This window comes from Actinoplanes sp. NPDC026623, assembly GCF_040638275.1.
In the GTDB taxonomy this organism is placed as follows: domain Bacteria; phylum Actinomycetota; class Actinomycetes; order Mycobacteriales; family Micromonosporaceae; genus Actinoplanes.
In genome coordinates, this window is the sequence record NZ_JBEZXZ010000026.1 from 1 (window position 1) to 17,708 (window position 17,708).

Below are 17,708 nucleotides of genomic sequence, written 5' to 3' on the forward strand. Positions count from 1 at the left end.
CTCACCACGAAGAAGCTGCAACGCGGCACCCACCGCAGCGTCCGCGACCTCAACAAAGACATCCGAACCTGGATCCAGACCTGGAACGACAACCCGCGCCCCTACGTCTGGACCAAGACCGCCGACCAGATCCTCGAATCCATCGCCCGCTACTGCACACGCATTAACGACTCACGACACTAGACGAACTTGACGCCGCTTACCGCAACGACGACGGCGAAGAGGTCCCAATCCCGGGCCGACGCAGCGTCATCGTCTACATGGCTGAGCACAAAGTCCGGAACCGGTTCGCCTGGACCTCACATGAGGTGGTCGATCAAGCAATCCACGACCTCCGCGCTCGAAGGAACCGATCACCCGCTTCGGCACCGTGACGCGAAGGCGACCCGGCGTCCTCCGAGCTACGGCCCTCCACGCCGGCGTACATCCGGCACGCCTTGGGCCCGCGACGTGCAGGGACAGCTACTCGGTCCGGCACAAGACGTACAACGCCACCTGGCAGAGCGAACTAGGAATGGAGATGCAAATGTTCGCGCCGATCTCCGACGAGAACGCGAGAGCTACCTTCACACCTAAACCCAAGGCGCAGACCACCATCGAGAAGTGATACCGCTCTCAGCCGTCTATCCTGCACTCAATCTGTTTGGCGCCGCGCCGAGATGGCCGCTAGCTTGTGGACGCACAGAACCGTAATTCCGATAATTCAGACCAGCGCAACGACCATTCAAATACCTGACATCTGGAGAACCCGTCATGGCCAAGCAAGTGGTTACCCTCATCACCGATGACATCGACGGAAGCGAGGGCGACCGTACGGTGGAATTTGCACTGGACGGCGTCACCTACACCATTGACCTGTCTGACAAGAACATCGGCAAACTCCGTAAGGCCCTTGACCCCTACATCGGAGCCGGCACCCGAGTGAGTCGCTCGAACGGGCACCCCCGCGGCGTCGGGCGCGGCGCAGGCAAGCCTGCACGTGTCGGCCGTCAGCAGAACCAGATCATCCGGGAGTGGGCGGTCAAGAACGGCTACGAGATCAGCGAACGCGGCCGTATCCCGGCCGCCGTCGTGGAGGCGTTCAATAGCCAGCGATAAGACCCGGTGGTCTCGCCAGAGGTGACATAGCGGTGGCCCCGATCGCCAGTTCGGGGCCACCTCGGGCCACCGACACCGCCGATACTCCGAGCTGATGCCGGGGCCGGACTCTGCCACGCACCTGCTTGGCAGCTGTTTGGCGACACCGGCAGCGGGCATGGCGTGGCCGCTGGGCGGGTCGCCTTCCTGCAGAAGCAGGCGGGGCTATTGGGCCGCGGGCTCGCCCGGTTTGCGGGCGACGCCGGTCCAGTAGTAGGCGGCGTCGGGGTCCTCCGGCGGCGTCTCCGGTCGCCAGGTCAGCACCGGCACCAGACCCGGCTCGACGAAGTCCCAGTCGCCGAACATCTCCGCAACGTCCTCCGCGGAACGGGGTACAAAGGTCATCCCTGAACTCTCGGTGACGTCGACGATGGCGGCCATCGCTTTCGGGTCGAGGTCGGCGGTGGGATGGCTAATCGCGAGGTAGCTGCCCGCAGGTGCCCAGTTCCGCAACCTGTCGACGACCGCGGCCGGGTTGTCGTCGTCGGCCAGCAGCATCAGCACTGACGCGAGGATGATCGCGACAGGCTGGTCAGGGTCAAAGGTATCGGCCAGGGTCGGGCTGATCAGCATCTCCTCGACGTGGCGCAGATCGGCGTCGAGGTACTCGCAGCGGCCCCGGGAGTCGCTGGAGAGCAGGGCACGGGCGTGGACGAGAACGAGAGGATCGTTGTCCACGTACACCACCCGGCACTGCGGGGCGACGCCCTGCGCCACCTGGTGCAGGTTCGGCACCGTGGGGAAACCGGTGCCGATATCCAAGAACTGGCGAATCCCCTCCCCTGCCAGGAACCGGGTGGCGCGTACCATCCAGTCCCGGTTCGCGCGGACCATCATCGGCACCCCCGGCGCCGCAGCCTTGATCGCGTCGCCGACAGCCCGGTCGACGGCGAAGTTGTCCTTCCCCCCGAGCCAGTAGTCATACACCCGCGCCGAATGCGCCACGTGCTCGTTGACGCCGCCAGCGCCTCCTCGGGACACGGCCGCGGCAACGGCACCGACCCGCTGCAGGTAGGAACCGTCTGACGCAGCCATATGGATCACTGGCTCGCCCCGCTACTGGCTGCGCTGTCGTTTCGGGCCGCCTGTCCTTTCCCGGGCCTGCCGGGGCGCCACATCGGGCGCAGCGGCGGGCCGCCGTCGGCGACGGGGAACGGTTCGAGCGGGGTGTAGCCGTGCCGCTCGTAGAGGCGGCGGTTGCGGTCTCCGGTCGCTTCCAGGTAGGCGGGCCGGCCGGCAGGGTCGAGTTGCGCGTGATGATGCTCGAGCAGACGGCTTCCTAGCCCCCTGTTCTGCAGGACGGGGTGCACGGCCAGGAATGCCAAGTAGTCGTGGTCGTGACCGGTCGGGTGGTGCTGATGCATGGCCATGTCGAGCGCGGCGAATGCCGGCAGGTAGGGGCCGACCGCGGCGGCCAGACGCTCGCCGTAGTCAGGGATGTCGTCGGTGATGCCGTCGGCGCCGACCGGGTACCAGATCGCGGCGGCGGCGGGCATCGCCGCGTCCGGGTCCATGATCAGGTCGACGTGGGCGGCGGTCAGAGCGTGCGCGGCGATGATCTCGAAGTAGGGGAAGTAGCGGCTGGCGCGGTCGGCGACCTCGGGAATGAGATGCGAGGCGAGGTCGCCGTGGAAGAACGCGGCCACCAGCAGCATGATGAGGATCTGATCGTCGCTCGGCTCGGCGCGGCGGATGACCGGAGACCGCTGGTCGGTGAGGGTCATCGGGTGCCTCGCAGGGCCGGGCGGGCGACGCCGTTGCCGATCCGCTCGTACGCGGCGGGCCGGACGGCTTTAAGGACCAGGGCGACGACGACACCGAGCAGGGCGAACACGGCAATGGCGGCCGGGAAGTACCAGCGCAGGCTGTCGCTCGGGTCGACGCCGAGCAGCAGGTGGAAGTTCGCGATGGTCTGCCACAGGATGATCGTCAGCAGGATCGCGGCGACGATCGGGCAGATCAGCCCGCGCCAGACGCTGACCTGACCCACGCTGCTGCGGATGCCGGCGGTCGGGCCGGGAACGCCGCGGACCAGCTCCGCGGTGTCCTCGGCCCGCCGCCTCCGGGATCGTTGCCGGATGGAGTAGGCCAGCATCGCGATTGAGGTCAGCACCATCAGGGTCAGCACACCCAGGCCCGCGGACGCGGTGAGCCAGAAGAACAGTTGCGTGTAGGGGTCCCAGTGCGCGATCGCGTACCCGAGGATGACGGTCAACCCGATGGTCGACTGCAGCAGCGACGCGGCCACGGGTGATTTCGTGCGCTGGGAGGTGCGGCCGAATACCGCGGGCAGCATCCCGTCGCGGCCCATCGCGTAGATGTACCGGTTCGAGGTGTTGTGGAACGACAGCGCCGCGGCGAACAGGCTGGTGACGAATAGCAGGTGCCCGAGTGTGATGACGAAGGCGGGCAGGTAGCCGCCGGCCAGGATGAAGATCAGGTTGGTGCCCTCGGTGCCGGCCTGCGCGACGATGTGGTCCGGGCCGGTGGCGACGGTCATCGCCCACGCGCAGGCGCCATAGAGCAGGCCGATGACGGTGAGGGCGAGGAAGGTGGCGAGCGGCACGGTGCGGCGGGCGTTCCTGGTCTCCTCGGCGAAGACTGTGGTGTTCTCGAAGCCGACGAACCCGGCGATCGCGATCGTGGCCATCACCCCGGCGCTGCCCGCCAGCAGCCAGGACGGCGACAGGGTCTCGAAGCTGACCTGACCCTGGTAGGGGTGGGATAGCTGCACGGCGGCGAACGCGACGGCGACGGCGATCTCCGCGAGGAGCAGGACCGCGAGCAGTTTGGCGCTGAAGTCGACGCGCAGCAGCCCGAAGATCCCGACAGCCAGCCAGCCGACCAGCGCACACGTCCACCAGGCGACGTCGTGGTGGAAGTGGTTGGCGATGAAGTGGGACGCCTCGTAGCCGAGGCCGCCGTACAGGCCGACCTGCATAGCGTTGTACGCCAAGACGGCGACGAACGCGGTCACGGCGCCCATGACCCGGCCGAGACCGGCGGTGACGTAGACGTAGAACGCGCCCGCGTTGGGGATTTGCCGGGCCATCGCCACGTACGGCAGCGCGAAGATGCCGAGGATGACGGCGACGGCGATGTAGGCGATCGGGACGCCGCGTTGCTGGGCGATGGCGAACCCGCCGGTCGCGCCGCCGGCGATGACGGTCAGCGGCGCCGCCGCCGCCATCACCTGGGCGGTGACGCCGAAGACGCCCAGCCTGTCTTTGGCCAAACCAGACTTCACGTTGCTCATCGGAGGTGCAGCAGGTGCAGTTAGTGCAGTCACGAAGGGACTCCAGGAAATGAGGGGTGTGTTTCGGGGTGATCCGGAGGGCCGGTCAGGCCAGCTTGGAAGCGTCTGCGGTGACGGTGCTCTCCACGGCATCGAGCAGGGCAACCACCGACGCAGACGCCGCCAGCCGGGTGTAGACCTGCTGTATCGCCTGCTCGTAGGTCCCGGCCGGGGCCCCGTCGAGAACGTTGTGCAGCAGACCGGAGGCGTGACACAGACCCGCCAGCACGATGTCGCGGTGATCCAGCTCCCGGCGGACCCGGCAGTGCTCCGAGAGCCTGGCGCGTGGCCACGCCGCAGTGTTTTTCTCCGCAGGCTGGTAGAAGGTGCACATGCTCAAGGCGCGGCGGCGCCGTTGCACGGAGATCAGGTTCGCGCGGGCGAGCCGGTCGGCTACCTCCCGCTCCGCGCCGTCGGCGAGGAACGCAATCCATTCTCGCGATGGCAGAGGATCGCGCTGGCCGAGGACGGTGTCGAGAACCTTGTGGGCCAGCGCGTCCCACGGGACTGTCCGCTGCCGCAGGGCTTCCGTGCTCGGCTTCACGAGGTCGTCGTTCACCTCAATCCACTTACCGACCGCAAGTTCGACAAGCAGTGCCCCGGCCAGCGCCGCCCCCACAAGGTCGCCATGCACCCGCAGCAGCCCACTGCGGTCGTCGAGCGCAACGAAGAACAGATCGTCGGCGAACCCGTACCCACGCACCGCCTGCGGCCGTGCCGGATCAGAGACCGCCGCAAACATCGCGGTCTCAGCCGCGGCAGCAAAGCCGGGCAAGTGCCCGTGCCGCGCCGGGTGCTGCCCGGATGGCGGGTATCCCGATGGCGCCGGCTCGGTGTGGCGGGGCTCACCGGGGTAGGCGGACGGCTGAGGCGCTCGGACCGGCGGCTCCACATAGCCCGGCGCAGCTGGGTGTGCTGGCCGCACGCCATAGCTGCCGGGCAGCTCGGCTGGCCACGAATGACCGGCTTGAGGCACCGCGGCCCGTCCACCCGGCGGGATAGCGGTATCGGCGGCGTGGCGGGGCGCAGTCTGGTCGTCCGGTAACGAACGGCCGGGTGTTCGTCGCGGATAGGTCATGTCCGCCAGCACTCTTCGAGTGCCCTGGCGGACCCGAGGGAGCCGGCGTCGTTGGGGTGCATGACGGTGCCTCCTTAAGCAGGGTCGCGGGCGGTACGGAATCAGGAGTGGGGCCGGGCGCAGCGACTCGTGGCGACGTACGAGGTACGCCCGGCCCTCCACCGCGACCTGACCGATCGGGTGCCCCGGAGTGCGGGTCGATCAGGTGTTGAAGCCCGGGCGCAGCGCCAGCAAGCGTGCTCGACACCACGACCGGGAGCTATTCCGCGTTGCCATTCAGGCGCTACGTTGCATCAGCACGTTGCGGACTTCCTCGGGCGGATCGGTCCATTCCAAGAACCGTTGCCAGAGCTCTACTGGGGTCATCGAGGAACGGTCGCCGGCTGCGCGCTCCATCAGCACGGAGCAATAGACCGCCACACCGATCCAGCCAAGATCGAGGAGCAAGTCCATGCGAGCGGTTTCGCACGGCCACGCCAGCCCGCAGCTGAAGCACGCCCATGCCGGGAGCTGCACCTGATGCGCGTGCCTACTAAGCCGCTCGATCACGTCGAGGTCTCCGATCACCGCCCACAACAGTGCCTCTGGCAGCGGTGGCGTACCACCAAGCCAGCCGCTGCTACATGTCGCGCTTAGGTGTTCGGCCAGCGCGGGGCCGAGACGTTCCGCTTCGGAACCGGACTTCTGAGGCGGTTGCTGAACCGCTCTCGGTCTCGTCATGCAAGCAGCATTGGCAGAAGCCAGCGAACGCCGCGTTCCGAACGTCCACGGAGCAAGCTCACCGCGTCTGCACTGCTCAGCGGGTTCATTCCCCTCGTGCCCGGGCCTCACAAAACGGGGCGTGTCACTGGTGCTATTACGTAGATCACCGGGACTGCGAGATGAAGCCGCGGCCCTCGGCGTGAGAGTCACTTCAGCAGCCCTCCGCTCCGAGTGTCATAGCAGTACAGCGGGGCCTTCGAATGTGGCGTTCCAGGATCCGAGCCCCGAGTTCGTCAGGCGACGATCTGCATGCTCAGATCATCAAGGCGCGAGCGGCGCCAGACCATGACGACACCCGCATGATCAACATTCGACTCGACCTAAGGCGAGCCGCGTCGGCCACGCCTGAGCAAATGAACTTGGCCTGACCTGCAATGATGACCGCGCATAGCCGGTATGCAGTGTCGACCACTGAGCGAGAACCCTTAATGGCTCCGCACACGGCGGCCTGGCTGCTGTGATCGAAGGCCGACTGCACGGAGCCCGGACAAACGGCGCGCGCGAAATCAAGTATGTCGCGACGTTTGGAACGGCGAGGAAGCCGGCGAAACGATCGACAGGTGTGGCCGCACACGGGAATCTTCGCCTCGTCGCGCGTGTCGTCCGCGCGGGCCCGCTCAGTACGCCAGCGTCCTTGTTGGTGTAGTTGTCCAAAAGTCTGGTGCCGTGTCGGCTGCCGATCATCTCGGGCCGTCCGTAGGGTGGCGAGGTGTCAAGTCGACGAAGCGCCATGGGTCGCCGTCCACGCCAAGGTCCGCCGCGGCCCCCTGCTGCTCCTGCAGACATTCAGCTAGCGAGTGACCCGCAGCCCGATCTCGAGCACGAGCAGACCGTCGAGGCCGCCGCGTACTACGACGTCGACCTCACGAACAGGCTGGCGGAACGCGTCGAGTTCTTTCAGTGCCGGTTCAAGAAGGCAACGCTCGCCGGCTCGCATCTGGCAAAGGTCAGGTTCACCGACTGCCTGGTGGAGACGTCTGATCTGTCGAACCTGCGGGCGGAGAAGGGCACGCTCGAACGGGTGAAGCTGTCCGACTGCCGGATGACGGGGTTGGCGTGGAGCGACGGCCTGATCAGCGACGCAACCTTCACCGACTGCAAGATCGACCTGACAAACTGGCGCTTCGCGCGGTTCGACGTGGTGACCTTCGAAGACTGCAACCTTTCCGGCGCGGATTTCACGGATGCTGATCTGCGTGGCGCCAGCTTCACCGGATGCGATCTCTCTGGCGCGCAGTTCCACAACGCGAAGATGGCTGGCACCCGGTTCCGCACCTGCGAGTTGGAGGGTGTTGGTGGCATCGCGAATTGGGAGGGCGCGATCGTGCACCCGGACGACCTGCTCGGGCTGTCCTATGTCTTGGCCGGCGCGCTGGGAATCGTTGTGCGAGAGACGGATCGGTAGAGCGCTTGCCGCAGAGGTGGATTCGCAGCGAGTGCACAAGCGCTGTCGGAGGGTGTTGAATGTCTCCATCGTCGGATACCGGTCGCCCTGCGGCGGCGCGCCGGCGGCTAGTCGAGCATGACTGGTTTGAGGGCGCGAACGTCGGCTTGGAGTTCGCGGACGCCCAGTTCGTCAACGCCGACCTGACCGAGGCCGTCGCCGAGCGATGCGTGTTCATTAACTGCGAGTTCGTGGGGGTTCGCTTCAATTGTGCTCGACTGACCGATGTCCGTTTTTCGTCCTGTCGGTTCGCGGGCTGCAACTTCTTCGACGCCGTTCTGACTGGTAGCGACCTCACCGAGTGCTCGTTCGACCGTTGTTCCTTCACCGGCACCGAGATCATCGGAGGTAACTGGCAGTCGACGGGCCTTGCCGGTGCAGAGCTCGGGACGGTCGAGTTCCGCAAGGTCGGGATGCAACAGGCAAATCTCACTGGCGCGCGTTGTCAGGGCGGTGTGTTCGTGGAGGTGGATTTCGCCAACGCCGCACTCGCCGGCGCCGATTTCACTGGTGCTGATTTACGCGGCAGCGTGCTGACGGCGTTTGACCCGAGGACGGTTGAGCTGGACAGAGCGGTGATCACCTCCGATCAGGCTGTCGACATCGCCTTGTGCCTCAACATGTCTGTCCGGTGACAGGGTGCTGTGCCCTGAGCTGCGTCGGCGAACACCGGGCCGGTCGTTGTCCGAGCCGGCGCGGCAGCTGCGCGCGGACCGCACCCGACCAGTGCAGGATCATCGATACACTCCAGTTCCTCCCTTTGACCGATGAGCCGCGGGACTGATCGATGAACGGCATGACCGCACGACGATGCGCCCGGTGTGGTGGCACGCTCGCCCGCGACCGTCACCCGGAGGATCAGGTGTGCGCCGCATGCAACGGTCGTGGCTCGGATGGCCTGCCGCCGATGCCGCACGAGTTCTGGCGGCATGAGGTGATGCGCCAGGCGTTCGCGTCACGCAACTTTGGGCAGGTGATCCGGGCTTATCGGATCCATCCACTCCGCGGGCGACCGCTGCCTCAGCCGGTGGTGGCGGAGGCACTGGGCATCAGTCAACCGCAGCTGAGCCGGATCGAGAACCACGGTCAGATTCAGTCTCTCGACACTCTGGTCTTCTACGCACGGACGTTGCACATCCCCGGCGAGTGTCTGTGGTTCGACTATCCGGACGATCCCGCCTACACGCAGCTTGCGGCCACGCACGAGCGAGATGTTGCCGGCGCACTGAGTGGGCCCCTGTTCGAGGTGTCCTCACGGCGCACCCGCCTCGTGACCGATGCGGTGGGCCAGCAGGGCGAGCACACGCTGGTCTACACGCCGCCCCGAAGCGCATTTCCCCGGCTCGACGACTTCATCGCATCCCCGGCCCGGGTCTGCGTGGTCGAGGGACCGCCGGGTGCCGGAAAGTCCGAGCTGACCTATGAGATCGCCCGTCGCTTCGGCTCGCGGCTGACCGTGCAGTTGCACTCGGTGGACACCTGGCCTGAGCGCCGCGCCGACCTGGCGCAGGAGATCCTGCGCTATGCGTCGGTCACCGCACAGGTTGACCCGATGCTGCAGTTGGAGCGTGAACTAGAACAGCCCGAGGGCGACTGCCTGGTGATCGTCGACGGGTTGAAAGCCCACAGCGATGTCCTGCACGTCGGACAGCAGGTCGACCAACTGCTTCGCCAGATTCCCCAGCGAGCGCTGCGGTTTCTGCTCGTCATCAGAACCCCGCCGCGCCCGGACCTGACGTCATTCCCGGTGCTGACCGCACTGAGCTACCGTCCAGACCATCGCGGCGACAACCTGCAGTCGATCGGCGTGACCGAATGGAGCTTGGGCGAGGCCCGGCAGGTGTGGAACACCTCGCGGGCGGCCGGAGAGCCAAGTTTCACGGACCTCCCGCTGCGAGTACAGCAACTCGCGCGGCTGCCCCTGTACATGAAGCTGCTGAAGTCCGCCGGGCAGGACGTGGCGTCGGGCGGCCTGGATTCGTATTGGCTCGTTGATGCCTGCGTCCGGGCACTGGCACGGGCCGCAGGTGCGGACGAGGATCTCACCGTCGATGCCCTCGCAGAGCACGCGCTTACGCAACTACGAGACGTTGTTCCGCTGCCGCTGCGGGAACCACACCCTCAGTCGGATACCGCCCGCTCCGGCCCGCCGCTTCCTGCGGTGTCACCGCTGATTGATCGCGCCGGCACCCCCGTGTTCGGCCACGACATCATCCGTGAATACGCGGCAGCGACGGCGATCGCCACGATCGTGACCGAGCGCGGCCGAACGACGGAAACCGTCGCGGGTATCAACCAACTCGCCGCCGATGGCCGCTCGTCGGCCACTGCCCGCGGCCTGCTGGCGTTCATCGTTTCGGCGTTGGACGGCACAGCACCTGAAGCGCTGCGATCGTTAGCGTTGGCACCTGCGCTCAGTGTTTCGGACGCGCTACCCCTGATGCTGGCGGCGGCCGGCGCAGGTTCAACGATCCTCACTCCCGCCGTGCTGCGCCGCTGCGCGGCGCGCTGCCAAGAAACCGATAAGGCCTTGGGCCTGGCGCACGCCTTGCTGACGCTCCCGGAGCTCGTGCCCGCACTCGGCGCCGGATACGGGGCCTGGGCGGTGGGCACGCTCGACCGGTTCGGCCCCGACGTCTGGGCCGACCTTGCGCAAGGGCTGGAGCATCATGCCGACGCTGCGACGGTGCGAGATTTCGTCGCGCACCTCGATCTTAACCAGCCGCAGCATGCCGTTTTCGTCGCCCGGTACGCACACCTCTTTCTGCCCCTGGACGACGAGCCGGACCGCGCGGCGCTGGCGGCCCTGATCGGGCATCCCGATTGGAGGGTCCGCGCAGCGCTCGCGACTGGGCTGGCCGCAGATGGCAACGGTCTCGAGTCCGATCTGTCGCCCGCTGTCGACCAGCTCGTCCGCGACGAGGACTACAAAGTCCGGGCGGCAGTGGCCGCGATCGTCACCAGGCTTGCTCTCGACGACACCGCGAAGGCCGTTCAGCTGCTGCTGTCGGACGCGAACTGGCATGTGCGGGCCTGCACGCTCAACGCGATCCTCGACGACGGGGTAGGTAGGGCAGCGGCACTTCGAGCCCACGTCATCGAAGCCCTCGTGGACCCAGCCTGGCAGAGGTGTCCGCCATACCTCGATCGGGTTCGCCACCGCTTCCTGTTGTTACACGACCCTCGCACGCCCGAGAGCAGCTCGGGCCGGGACCACGCGCTGTTCGGCATGCTGCGCGAGGCCAACACCGGCTGGCTGTCGCTGCCGGACGTCCAACTGTCCGCGCTGCGCGAACAGGCGCGATCCAGCCGATGGTGGCTCCTACAACGCGAACGGGGCTTAGCGCTAGATCGCGCACCGCTGCAAGCTCCGTCAGCACGGCAGGCATTCCGGCAACTCCGTGATGGCAGCTCGGTGCAGATCGCACTGGACCTACGGGATCTAGAACTTGCCGTACACGTGGCTCAGGCGGCCGTTGACGCCGGTGCGCACTTGATCGAGGTCGGCGACCCGCTGATCAAGGAGTACGGCCTGAAAGCGCTGGCAGAAGTCAAGCGCCGTGTCCCAGCGGGCATCGTCGTCGCCGAGATGATGTCCGCGGACTGGGGCCGAGACCAAGTCGTCCTTGCCGCCGAGGCCGGCGCCGACGCTGTCCTGCTCATTGGACCGGCTACCGCTTCGAGCGTCTCAGCCGCGGTGACTGCCGGATCCCGGCTCGGGGTGCCGATCCTGCTGGACGCCGCAGCGTCGCAACTCAGCGAAACGTGGATCCGCGAGATGGAACGTCTCGGAATCGACGGATTCACCGTGACGACCAACATCGATCTCGGAGTCCGTGGCAGGCATCCGCTGGACACCGCTAGAGCCATCCGCAGCTGGAGCCGACTGCCTGTCGCCGTCTCCGGCGGCTTCAGCTCCACGGATCATGACATCGTCGCCAGCCCGGACTGGGACATCCTGATCATCGGCCGAAGCGTCGCGGAAGCGGTCGACCCCGCCGAGGCCGCGCGCCAGCTCATCGATCTCGTCCGCCGTCGCCAATCAGGGAGAAGACATGCGCATCGTCGCGATGAATGACCACGTGATCGCCGGGATCGAGGATCTTATGGGCATGGGTGCGCCCTATGTCCGGGCTCGCAGCAGCTCTGACTACTGGCTGTACGCCACGCTGTTCTCCTCGACCTGCCCCGTCGCGATCGACGGTGACCAGATCCTCGGCGCCGTCGTGGCCATGCGCAGCCAAGACGAGCCCAACGACGTGTACATCCAGGACGTCATGACGCACCCCGAACACCGCCGTAGCGGCGTCGCGCAGGCGCTTCTCGGTTTCGTCATAGCCCAAGCCATCGCCTGGAAGTGCCGACGCCTCTACCTCACCTCCGAGGCAGATAACGACGCCGCCGCGTCGACCTGGCAGCGGCTCAAGTTCACGAACATTCCCGGTGACAGGATGGTAAATGGCGTGCACGTCATTTCGAACTTCAAGGGTCCAGGAAAAGATCGCGCCGTCTACGAACTGACGCTCTAGCAGTCCAATCCCTTCGCCTCAAGGGCACGATCCGTCGAAAAGAAGAGTGTCCGCTCCTCGCTCTATCTGTCGTCCTCGACGTCCTTTCATGCTCTCTGAATGTCGATCATGCACGGTCTGTCATAGCGCTACCTGGGCGCCTCGGTAATGATCGGGCAAACATCGCGGTAGGGCGGCAGCAACAGCCGACACTCATCTCCCGGACCGGGGTCCGGACGTAGAGCCGGTTCACGCCCGTGCCGTGGCATTCCGTCGAGCACAGGGCAAGGGATGGCTCATGAACGGTTGGGCAGCGATCACCGCACGAGGACGGTACCCCGCACGGCGAGCGTTTGCCGGCTGCCGCAGGACGCACCGCGGCCGAGTACCGGGATGACCGAGGCCGGGCTGTCGCAGCTGTCGGAGTTCGGCACACAGTTGCGTGTTGAGCGGCGCCGACGGGGGATGACGCTAGCGGCGCTTGGCCACGCAACGAATGTGAGTCTTTCCCTTATCGCGAAGATCGAGAAGGCGCAGCGGTGGCCATCCTCGCGGTTCGCCAAGGACTGTGATCGGGTACTGGGAACCGGTGCCAATTTCAGCGAGATGATGCCGGCGATCGACCTTCTCCGGCTTCGCCGTGACCGGCGACGCCGCACCGCGTCAAGTGACTCCGCGGGATCGGACCGAACCGAGGCGACATCGGTCGATGATCCTCGAACAAAGGGTGCGGCATCGACGGCCAAATCGCCGCCACGCGGCGGCCTATTCGTCTGCCGGTCACCTCGCGCGGTGGCTTCACCTACGCGCCGATTTGGACAATTGACGGCGTTCTCTAATTGTCCAATGCGAGCGTCTAGCGAACCGGGCGGCAATCACCTCTCAATAGAACGTAGCGCGGGCACACGACGAGGCCCGCCTACTCCAGGGAGGTTCCCCATGGACACGCGCAAGACCAACGACCGGGTTGAAACGGTCACCACCTACGAGTCCGTCACCGCCGCCACGATGGCGCTCGGCAGCAAGACCTACACCGGCACGGTCTCGGCCGGTGGTGGCACGGCGCGGCTGGCTCCGGCTCAGCAGTAGCCCTTCTCCTCCACCGAACCGGATCCCTTCACAGCCGGGGGCGGGCCTGATGTGGCCCGCCCCCGGGTGAGCGCTTGACGAGGAGCAGCAATGCCCGACCTCCCCCCAACCCTTTGCGCGTCGCCGGGCCTGCGGCTGCGCACGGAGTACTTCGGCGCCCTGGGGTGGACCATCGTCCCGCGCCGGATCTTCCACCTCGGGCCTACCGCGACGGTGCTCGCCATGCTGTATCAGCAACCGCGATCGACCACGCTCTGTCCGGATGCGCTGCAGGTGGTGCAACGCCGCTTCGCGTTTAGCGCCAGCGCGGTCATGGGCACTCTTGAGGAGCTGCACACCAGCGGCGTATTGCGGGCAACAGCCGCTGAGCCGCAACCGGTTACCGCCGACGACGTGCATCAGGCGGCCGATGAGGCCGAGACCACCCGGCCACGGACCAAGGTGCTCAAGCCCTTCTGGGTTCATCTGCAGCCGTTCACCCGCTGCAACCAGCACTGCGTCACCTGTTACTGCTCCGGAGGCCCGAAAGCCGACCCCTTCCTGCTGTCGCCGGCCGACTGGCTCACCGCCATCGACAAGCTGGACGCCTACGGTGTCCTGGACGTCTACATCACCGGCGGCGAGAGCCTGCTCTACCCCGCGTTCTTCGACCTTGCCGAGCACATTCTCCGCCGTGGCCTGGGGTTCGGGTTGTCGACCAACGCGACCATCCTCGGCGGTGGCCGCCTGGAACGGCTCCGCAATCTGGGCTACTCCCCGATCCAGGTCTCCCTGGACGGGGGCACGCCGGCCACCCACGAGATGATCCGCGGCGTCCCCGGGTGCTGGAACAAGACCCTCGACGGCATCCGGGTGATCGGCGAGTTCGCCGAGGTCGTCATCAACACCGTCGTCAACCACATCAACCTGCGCGAACTCGAACAAGTCGTGGTGACCGGCATGGACCTGGGCGTGCGCCACTTCAAGTTCTTCCCGCAGAAGCCGGTCGGCCGGGCCAACCCGGCGACCACCCTGGACGACGCCACCATCACCCAGACGCTGCTCCCGGAATGCGTCCGCCTCGCCGACAGGTACGACGTCGAGATCGAATCGATCGACCCCAAGGCAGGCTGCGGCAGCGGCAGCATCGGCTTCGCCGTGGACCAGCGCGCCAACATCCACCCCTGCATCTTCGGGGTCGAGAACCCGGACCTGGTCGCCGGGAACCTGCTCACCGACGACCTCGACACGGTCTGGTTTCAGTCCCCGGTCTTCGCCCCGTTCCGCGGTGAAGTGGCCACCGTGTGCCGGCGATGCGAGGCACCATGCGGACGTTGAACCGGCCCCGGGTCCTGGTCTGGGCCCCGACCCTCTACGAATCCGGATTCAAGCAGCACCACGTCGACGGCGAAGCACTCGCCCTGCAAGCCTCGCTCGAGCGGGCCGGCTACGACAGCACCCTGCTCGACGCCTACTACCGCGGCCGCCCGGCCAAGACCCTCCACACGGCGCTCACCGAGCCGGCAGCCGGAATCGACATCGTCGTGGCGCATCTGTTCACCACCGACGCCTACGGCACCCGACTGCACGCCATCGCCGATGAACTACGCGCCGCGCGTATCGAGCACGGAGTCCGGGTCGTCGGATTCGGCCCTCTGGCCGTCAGCGCCGCCGCTGAACTGCACGCACATGGTGCCGTCGACCACGTCGCCGGCACCGGCGAGCGTGCAGAGGATGACCAACTGGCCCCGCTCCTTGCCCACCTCGACCAGCATCTGCGTGAGCACACGCCCCTGACAGACCTGCGGACTGCAGACCTGCCCTATTCCGCGGGCGCCGTGGTTTCGGTGGCCGGCAGCCGCGGCTGCCGGTCCCGGTGCACCTTCTGCGCCTACAACGCCGACCTGCCCGGAGGCGGCTGGTACGAGCTTCCGATGGACGCCGTACTCGCCGACATCGCCTGCCTGCACCACACCATCGGCGCCACCCAGTTCGCGTTCACCGACTCTGACTTCGGCGGCACTCCCGACCGTTGCCACGAACGCGCTGTCGCCCTACGCGACGGTATCCGCGCCCTTGGGCTCGCCGGCATCATTACCTTCGCGATCAGCGTGCGGCCCGAGACGCTGACCCCCGACACGATCCGCGTCCTCGCCGACGCCGGTGTGCGCACCGCGCTGGTCGGCATCGAGTCGCTCAATCCGAACACCCTGCACCGGCTCTACGGCAAACGCCAGGACCTCACCCACCTGAACAAGGTCGTCGTCGCCGCCGATACCGCCGGCATCGTCATCGTCGGCAGCTACATCCTGTGGCACCCCTGGCAGACCCTGACCGCGCTGCGCGCGGAGGTCGAAGCGATCGACGCCTTCGGCCGCTTCCGCATCCCACAGTTCATGGCCCGCAGCGTCCTTCGGGTCGTCCCCGGCACCGTCATAGAACGCCAGGTCCGCGCTGCCGGGCTCCTCGACGAGGCACCGTTTCATCGCGAGTTCCGCATGGCCCACCCCGCCGTGCATGCGCTGTACGCCGACCTGCAGGCGTGGTTCACCGAGAACGCTCAGCCCGTCATCGCCGGCCTGCACGAGGACCAGCACGACGCCTTTCGGCAGCTCAGCGTGCTGAAAGCCGAGGAGTGGTGCTGGTTCACCCAGCAGGTCACCGACCGCTGCGAGGAGCCCGCTCGTGCCTAACATCATCCTTGGCCTGCATGGCGGTGCCAACGCGACGGCCGCGGTCGCGGTCGACGGCGATGTCGCCTACTGCGTCCAAGAGGAACGGCTCACCGGGCTCAAGGGATACATGGGCTTCCCCCACCGCGCCGTGCAAGCTTGCCTCGACGCCGTCGGCGCCAAGCCCGACGAGGTGACCTCGGTTGCCTATGGCAGTCGATCCGGTGCGGTCGACCACTGTGCCCGCGACGAGTGGCTCCGCAGGCTCAGGGGATTTCATCGCCGGCCGCTGCTCGCTCAAGCTGAAGCACGCCTGGTCGCGGCCGACCCCGACGGCATGGACACCCGGGTGCGGACGCTGCTCGAGCAGGCGGGCCTGACCAAGGCGGCGATCTCCTTCCACGACCACCACACTATGCACGGCGCCGCTGCGTACTACGGTCTCCGCACCGACCCCGCCCAGCTATACCTGGTGGTCACCTGCGACGGCTTCGGTGACGGCGCATGCGCGACCATCGCCATCTGGCACAACGGTCACCGTGAGGAAGTCGCGCGCACAGACATGCGCAACTCGTTGGGCCTGCTCTGGTTCTGGCTCACCCACGCCTATGGGTTCACCCCCCACGAGGACGAGTTCAAACTCATGGGCATGGCGCCGTACGCCCGCCCTGAGCAGGCGACACGCGTCGCCGACATCCTGCGCCGGCATCTCGGACTCGACGCCGGCGGCCTGCGGTTCCAGCGAACAAACCCGAACCTGAGCATCGAACGCGGCTGGCCGCGCATCGAGGCCGAGCTCAAGGGCATCCGCTTCGACCAAGTCTTCGCCGGCTTGCAGGAATTCACCGACCGACTCCTGGCCGATTGGGTGTCGACCGCGGTCGCCGCCACCGGAATTCACGACGTCCTCGGCGGCGGCGGCGTCTTCATGAACGTCAAAAGCAATCAGCGCATCGCCGGACTCGACACGGTCAGCAGCTTCGCCGCGTTCCCCTCGTGCGGCGACGAGAGCCTCGCCCTCGGCGCCCTCTACACCCAGCTCGCCAAGGAAGGTCACGATCGGGTGAAACCGCTGGCCGACTGCTACCTCGGCGATGACATCACCGACGACGACGCCACCAACGCCGTCCGCGGAACCGGACTACACGCACAACGACCGGACGACATACACGAGACCGTCGCCGGGCTCCTCGCCGAAGGACAGATCGTCGCGCGATGCGCAGGGCGCATGGAATACGGCGCACGAGCGCTCGGCAACCGATCCATTCTCGCCAACCCGGCCGACCCCGACGTTCCCCGACGGCTGAACCAGCTCATCAAACAACGTGACTTCTGGATGCCTTTCGCCCCCGCCATCCTCGCCAGCCAGCAAGCCCGCTACATCACCAACCCCAAGAACCTGGCAAGCCCATTCATGATGCTCGGCTTCGACGCTATCGGCAGCGCCACCGACGACATGATCGCCGCCCTGCACCCGGCAGATCTGAGCTGCCGCCCCCAAATCGTCGACGACCACGACGGCAGCGGCATGTCGACGATCCTGAGCTCATACTTCCGGGCCACCGGCAACGGCATCCTGCTCAATACGTCGCTCAACCTTCACGGAGAGCCCATCGCCCGAACCGCGCAAGACGCCGTCAGGATCATGCTCCACTCAGATCTGACCTACCTGCAGCTAGGCGAATGGATGATCACCAAGTAGACCGCAGCGAGCCATTTCGTCCCTCAACGCGTCGGTTGAGTC

Annotated in this window: 14 protein-coding genes and 2 pseudogenes; 11 read left to right on the forward strand and 5 right to left on the reverse strand. The window is 66.6% G+C overall.

The genetic code is table 11. From position 1 onward, the window contains the following. Together AB0F10_RS10860 and AB0F10_RS10865 are read left to right on the forward strand one after the other, a co-directional pair. Positions 1 to 183 (forward strand): annotated as a pseudogene (locus tag AB0F10_RS10860) (IS630 family transposase); the annotation flags it as partial. 570 nt (positions 184 to 753) lie between these two features. After that, positions 754 to 1,098 carry an Lsr2 family protein gene (locus AB0F10_RS10865; RefSeq protein ID WP_360622394.1) on the forward strand — a complete coding sequence of 115 codons (345 nt, stop codon included), beginning with the start codon at positions 754 to 756 and terminating at the stop codon, positions 1,096 to 1,098. A gap of 204 nt (positions 1,099 to 1,302) precedes the next feature. Here AB0F10_RS10865 and AB0F10_RS10870 read toward each other — a convergent pair whose 3' ends face one another. The 5 genes from AB0F10_RS10870 to AB0F10_RS10890 all read right to left on the reverse strand — a co-directional run bounded on the left by AB0F10_RS10870 (position 1,303) and on the right by AB0F10_RS10890 (position 6,230). Next, positions 1,303 to 2,082 (reverse strand): SAM-dependent methyltransferase, encoded by a 780-nt coding sequence (locus tag AB0F10_RS10870; protein ID WP_360622396.1) that lies wholly within the window; start codon positions 2,080 to 2,082, stop codon positions 1,303 to 1,305. A 95-nt stretch (positions 2,083 to 2,177) separates the two neighbouring features. Then, positions 2,178 to 2,861, reverse strand: coding sequence for a GNAT family N-acetyltransferase (locus tag AB0F10_RS10875; protein WP_360622398.1), 684 nt, complete (start codon positions 2,859 to 2,861; stop codon positions 2,178 to 2,180). Further along, positions 2,858 to 4,384, reverse strand: a complete 1,527-nt coding sequence (locus tag AB0F10_RS10880; protein WP_360622400.1) for an APC family permease — start codon at positions 4,382 to 4,384, stop codon at positions 2,858 to 2,860. The genes AB0F10_RS10875 and AB0F10_RS10880 overlap by 4 nt, the downstream gene beginning before the upstream one ends. 94 nt (positions 4,385 to 4,478) lie before the next feature. Further along, positions 4,479 to 5,174, reverse strand: coding sequence for a GPP34 family phosphoprotein (locus tag AB0F10_RS10885; protein ID WP_360622402.1), 696 nt, complete (start codon positions 5,172 to 5,174; stop codon positions 4,479 to 4,481). A 612-nt stretch (positions 5,175 to 5,786) separates the two neighbouring features. Continuing rightward, entirely contained in the window at positions 5,787 to 6,230 is a 444-nt protein-coding gene (locus AB0F10_RS10890) for a hypothetical protein (protein ID WP_360622404.1), read from the reverse strand. A 772-nt stretch (positions 6,231 to 7,002) separates the two neighbouring features. On the opposite strand from AB0F10_RS10890, the gene AB0F10_RS10895 reads away from it, so the two are divergent. The 9 genes and pseudogenes from AB0F10_RS10895 to AB0F10_RS10935 all read left to right on the forward strand — a co-directional run bounded on the left by AB0F10_RS10895 (position 7,003) and on the right by AB0F10_RS10935 (position 17,666). Then, positions 7,003 to 7,677, forward strand: coding sequence for a pentapeptide repeat-containing protein (locus tag AB0F10_RS10895; protein ID WP_360622497.1), 675 nt, complete (start codon positions 7,003 to 7,005; stop codon positions 7,675 to 7,677). A gap of 146 nt (positions 7,678 to 7,823) precedes the next feature. Beyond that, on the forward strand, positions 7,824 to 8,351 hold the full coding sequence (locus tag AB0F10_RS10900; protein ID WP_360622406.1) for a pentapeptide repeat-containing protein: 528 nt from the start codon (positions 7,824 to 7,826) through the stop codon (positions 8,349 to 8,351). A gap of 152 nt (positions 8,352 to 8,503) precedes the next feature. After that, positions 8,504 to 11,794 (forward strand): orotidine 5'-phosphate decarboxylase / HUMPS family protein, encoded by a 3,291-nt coding sequence (locus AB0F10_RS10905; RefSeq protein ID WP_360622409.1) that lies wholly within the window; start codon positions 8,504 to 8,506, stop codon positions 11,792 to 11,794. Further along, on the forward strand, positions 11,772 to 12,245 hold the full coding sequence (locus AB0F10_RS10910; RefSeq protein ID WP_360622411.1) for a GNAT family N-acetyltransferase: 474 nt from the start codon (positions 11,772 to 11,774) through the stop codon (positions 12,243 to 12,245). Before AB0F10_RS10905 ends, AB0F10_RS10910 begins: the two co-directional genes overlap by 23 nt. A gap of 372 nt (positions 12,246 to 12,617) precedes the next feature. Then, a pseudogene (locus tag AB0F10_RS10915) lies at positions 12,618 to 12,803 on the forward strand (helix-turn-helix transcriptional regulator); the annotation flags it as partial. 360 nt (positions 12,804 to 13,163) lie between these two features. Continuing rightward, a complete protein-coding gene (locus AB0F10_RS10920; protein WP_360622504.1) occupies positions 13,164 to 13,313 on the forward strand; it encodes a hypothetical protein in 150 nt (49 codons plus the stop codon). Positions 13,314 to 13,403: 90 nt separating this feature from the next. Continuing rightward, complete coding sequence (locus tag AB0F10_RS10925) at positions 13,404 to 14,630, forward strand: radical SAM protein (RefSeq protein WP_360622413.1); 1,227 nt, start codon at positions 13,404 to 13,406, stop codon at positions 14,628 to 14,630. Continuing rightward, a complete protein-coding gene (locus tag AB0F10_RS10930; RefSeq protein WP_360622415.1) occupies positions 14,618 to 15,985 on the forward strand; it encodes a radical SAM protein in 1,368 nt (455 codons plus the stop codon). Before AB0F10_RS10925 ends, AB0F10_RS10930 begins: the two co-directional genes overlap by 13 nt. After that, the gene (locus AB0F10_RS10935; RefSeq protein ID WP_360622417.1) at positions 15,978 to 17,666 is read left to right on the forward strand and encodes a carbamoyltransferase C-terminal domain-containing protein; all 1,689 of its coding nucleotides are present in this window, start codon (positions 15,978 to 15,980) and stop codon (positions 17,664 to 17,666) included. The genes AB0F10_RS10930 and AB0F10_RS10935 overlap by 8 nt, the downstream gene beginning before the upstream one ends. The last annotated feature ends 42 nt before the right edge of the window (positions 17,667 to 17,708 follow it).

Coding starts and splice junctions, on each gene's coding strand:
- AB0F10_RS10865 (WP_360622394.1), top strand. CDS start 754: ATGGCCAAGCAAGTGGTTACCCTCATCACCGATGACATCGACGGAAGC.
- AB0F10_RS10875 (WP_360622398.1), bottom strand. CDS start 2,861: ATGACCCTCACCGACCAGCGGTCTCCGGTCATCCGCCGCGCCGAGCCG.
- AB0F10_RS10885 (WP_360622402.1), bottom strand. CDS start 5,174: ATGTTTGCGGCGGTCTCTGATCCGGCACGGCCGCAGGCGGTGCGTGGG.
- AB0F10_RS10890 (WP_360622404.1), bottom strand. CDS start 6,230: ATGACGAGACCGAGAGCGGTTCAGCAACCGCCTCAGAAGTCCGGTTCC.
- AB0F10_RS10895 (WP_360622497.1), top strand. CDS start 7,003: ATGGGTCGCCGTCCACGCCAAGGTCCGCCGCGGCCCCCTGCTGCTCCT.
- AB0F10_RS10905 (WP_360622409.1), top strand. CDS start 8,504: ATGAACGGCATGACCGCACGACGATGCGCCCGGTGTGGTGGCACGCTC.
- AB0F10_RS10910 (WP_360622411.1), top strand. CDS start 11,772: ATGCGCATCGTCGCGATGAATGACCACGTGATCGCCGGGATCGAGGAT.
- AB0F10_RS10920 (WP_360622504.1), top strand. CDS start 13,164: ATGGACACGCGCAAGACCAACGACCGGGTTGAAACGGTCACCACCTAC.
- AB0F10_RS10925 (WP_360622413.1), top strand. CDS start 13,404: ATGCCCGACCTCCCCCCAACCCTTTGCGCGTCGCCGGGCCTGCGGCTG.
- AB0F10_RS10930 (WP_360622415.1), top strand. CDS start 14,618: ATGCGGACGTTGAACCGGCCCCGGGTCCTGGTCTGGGCCCCGACCCTC.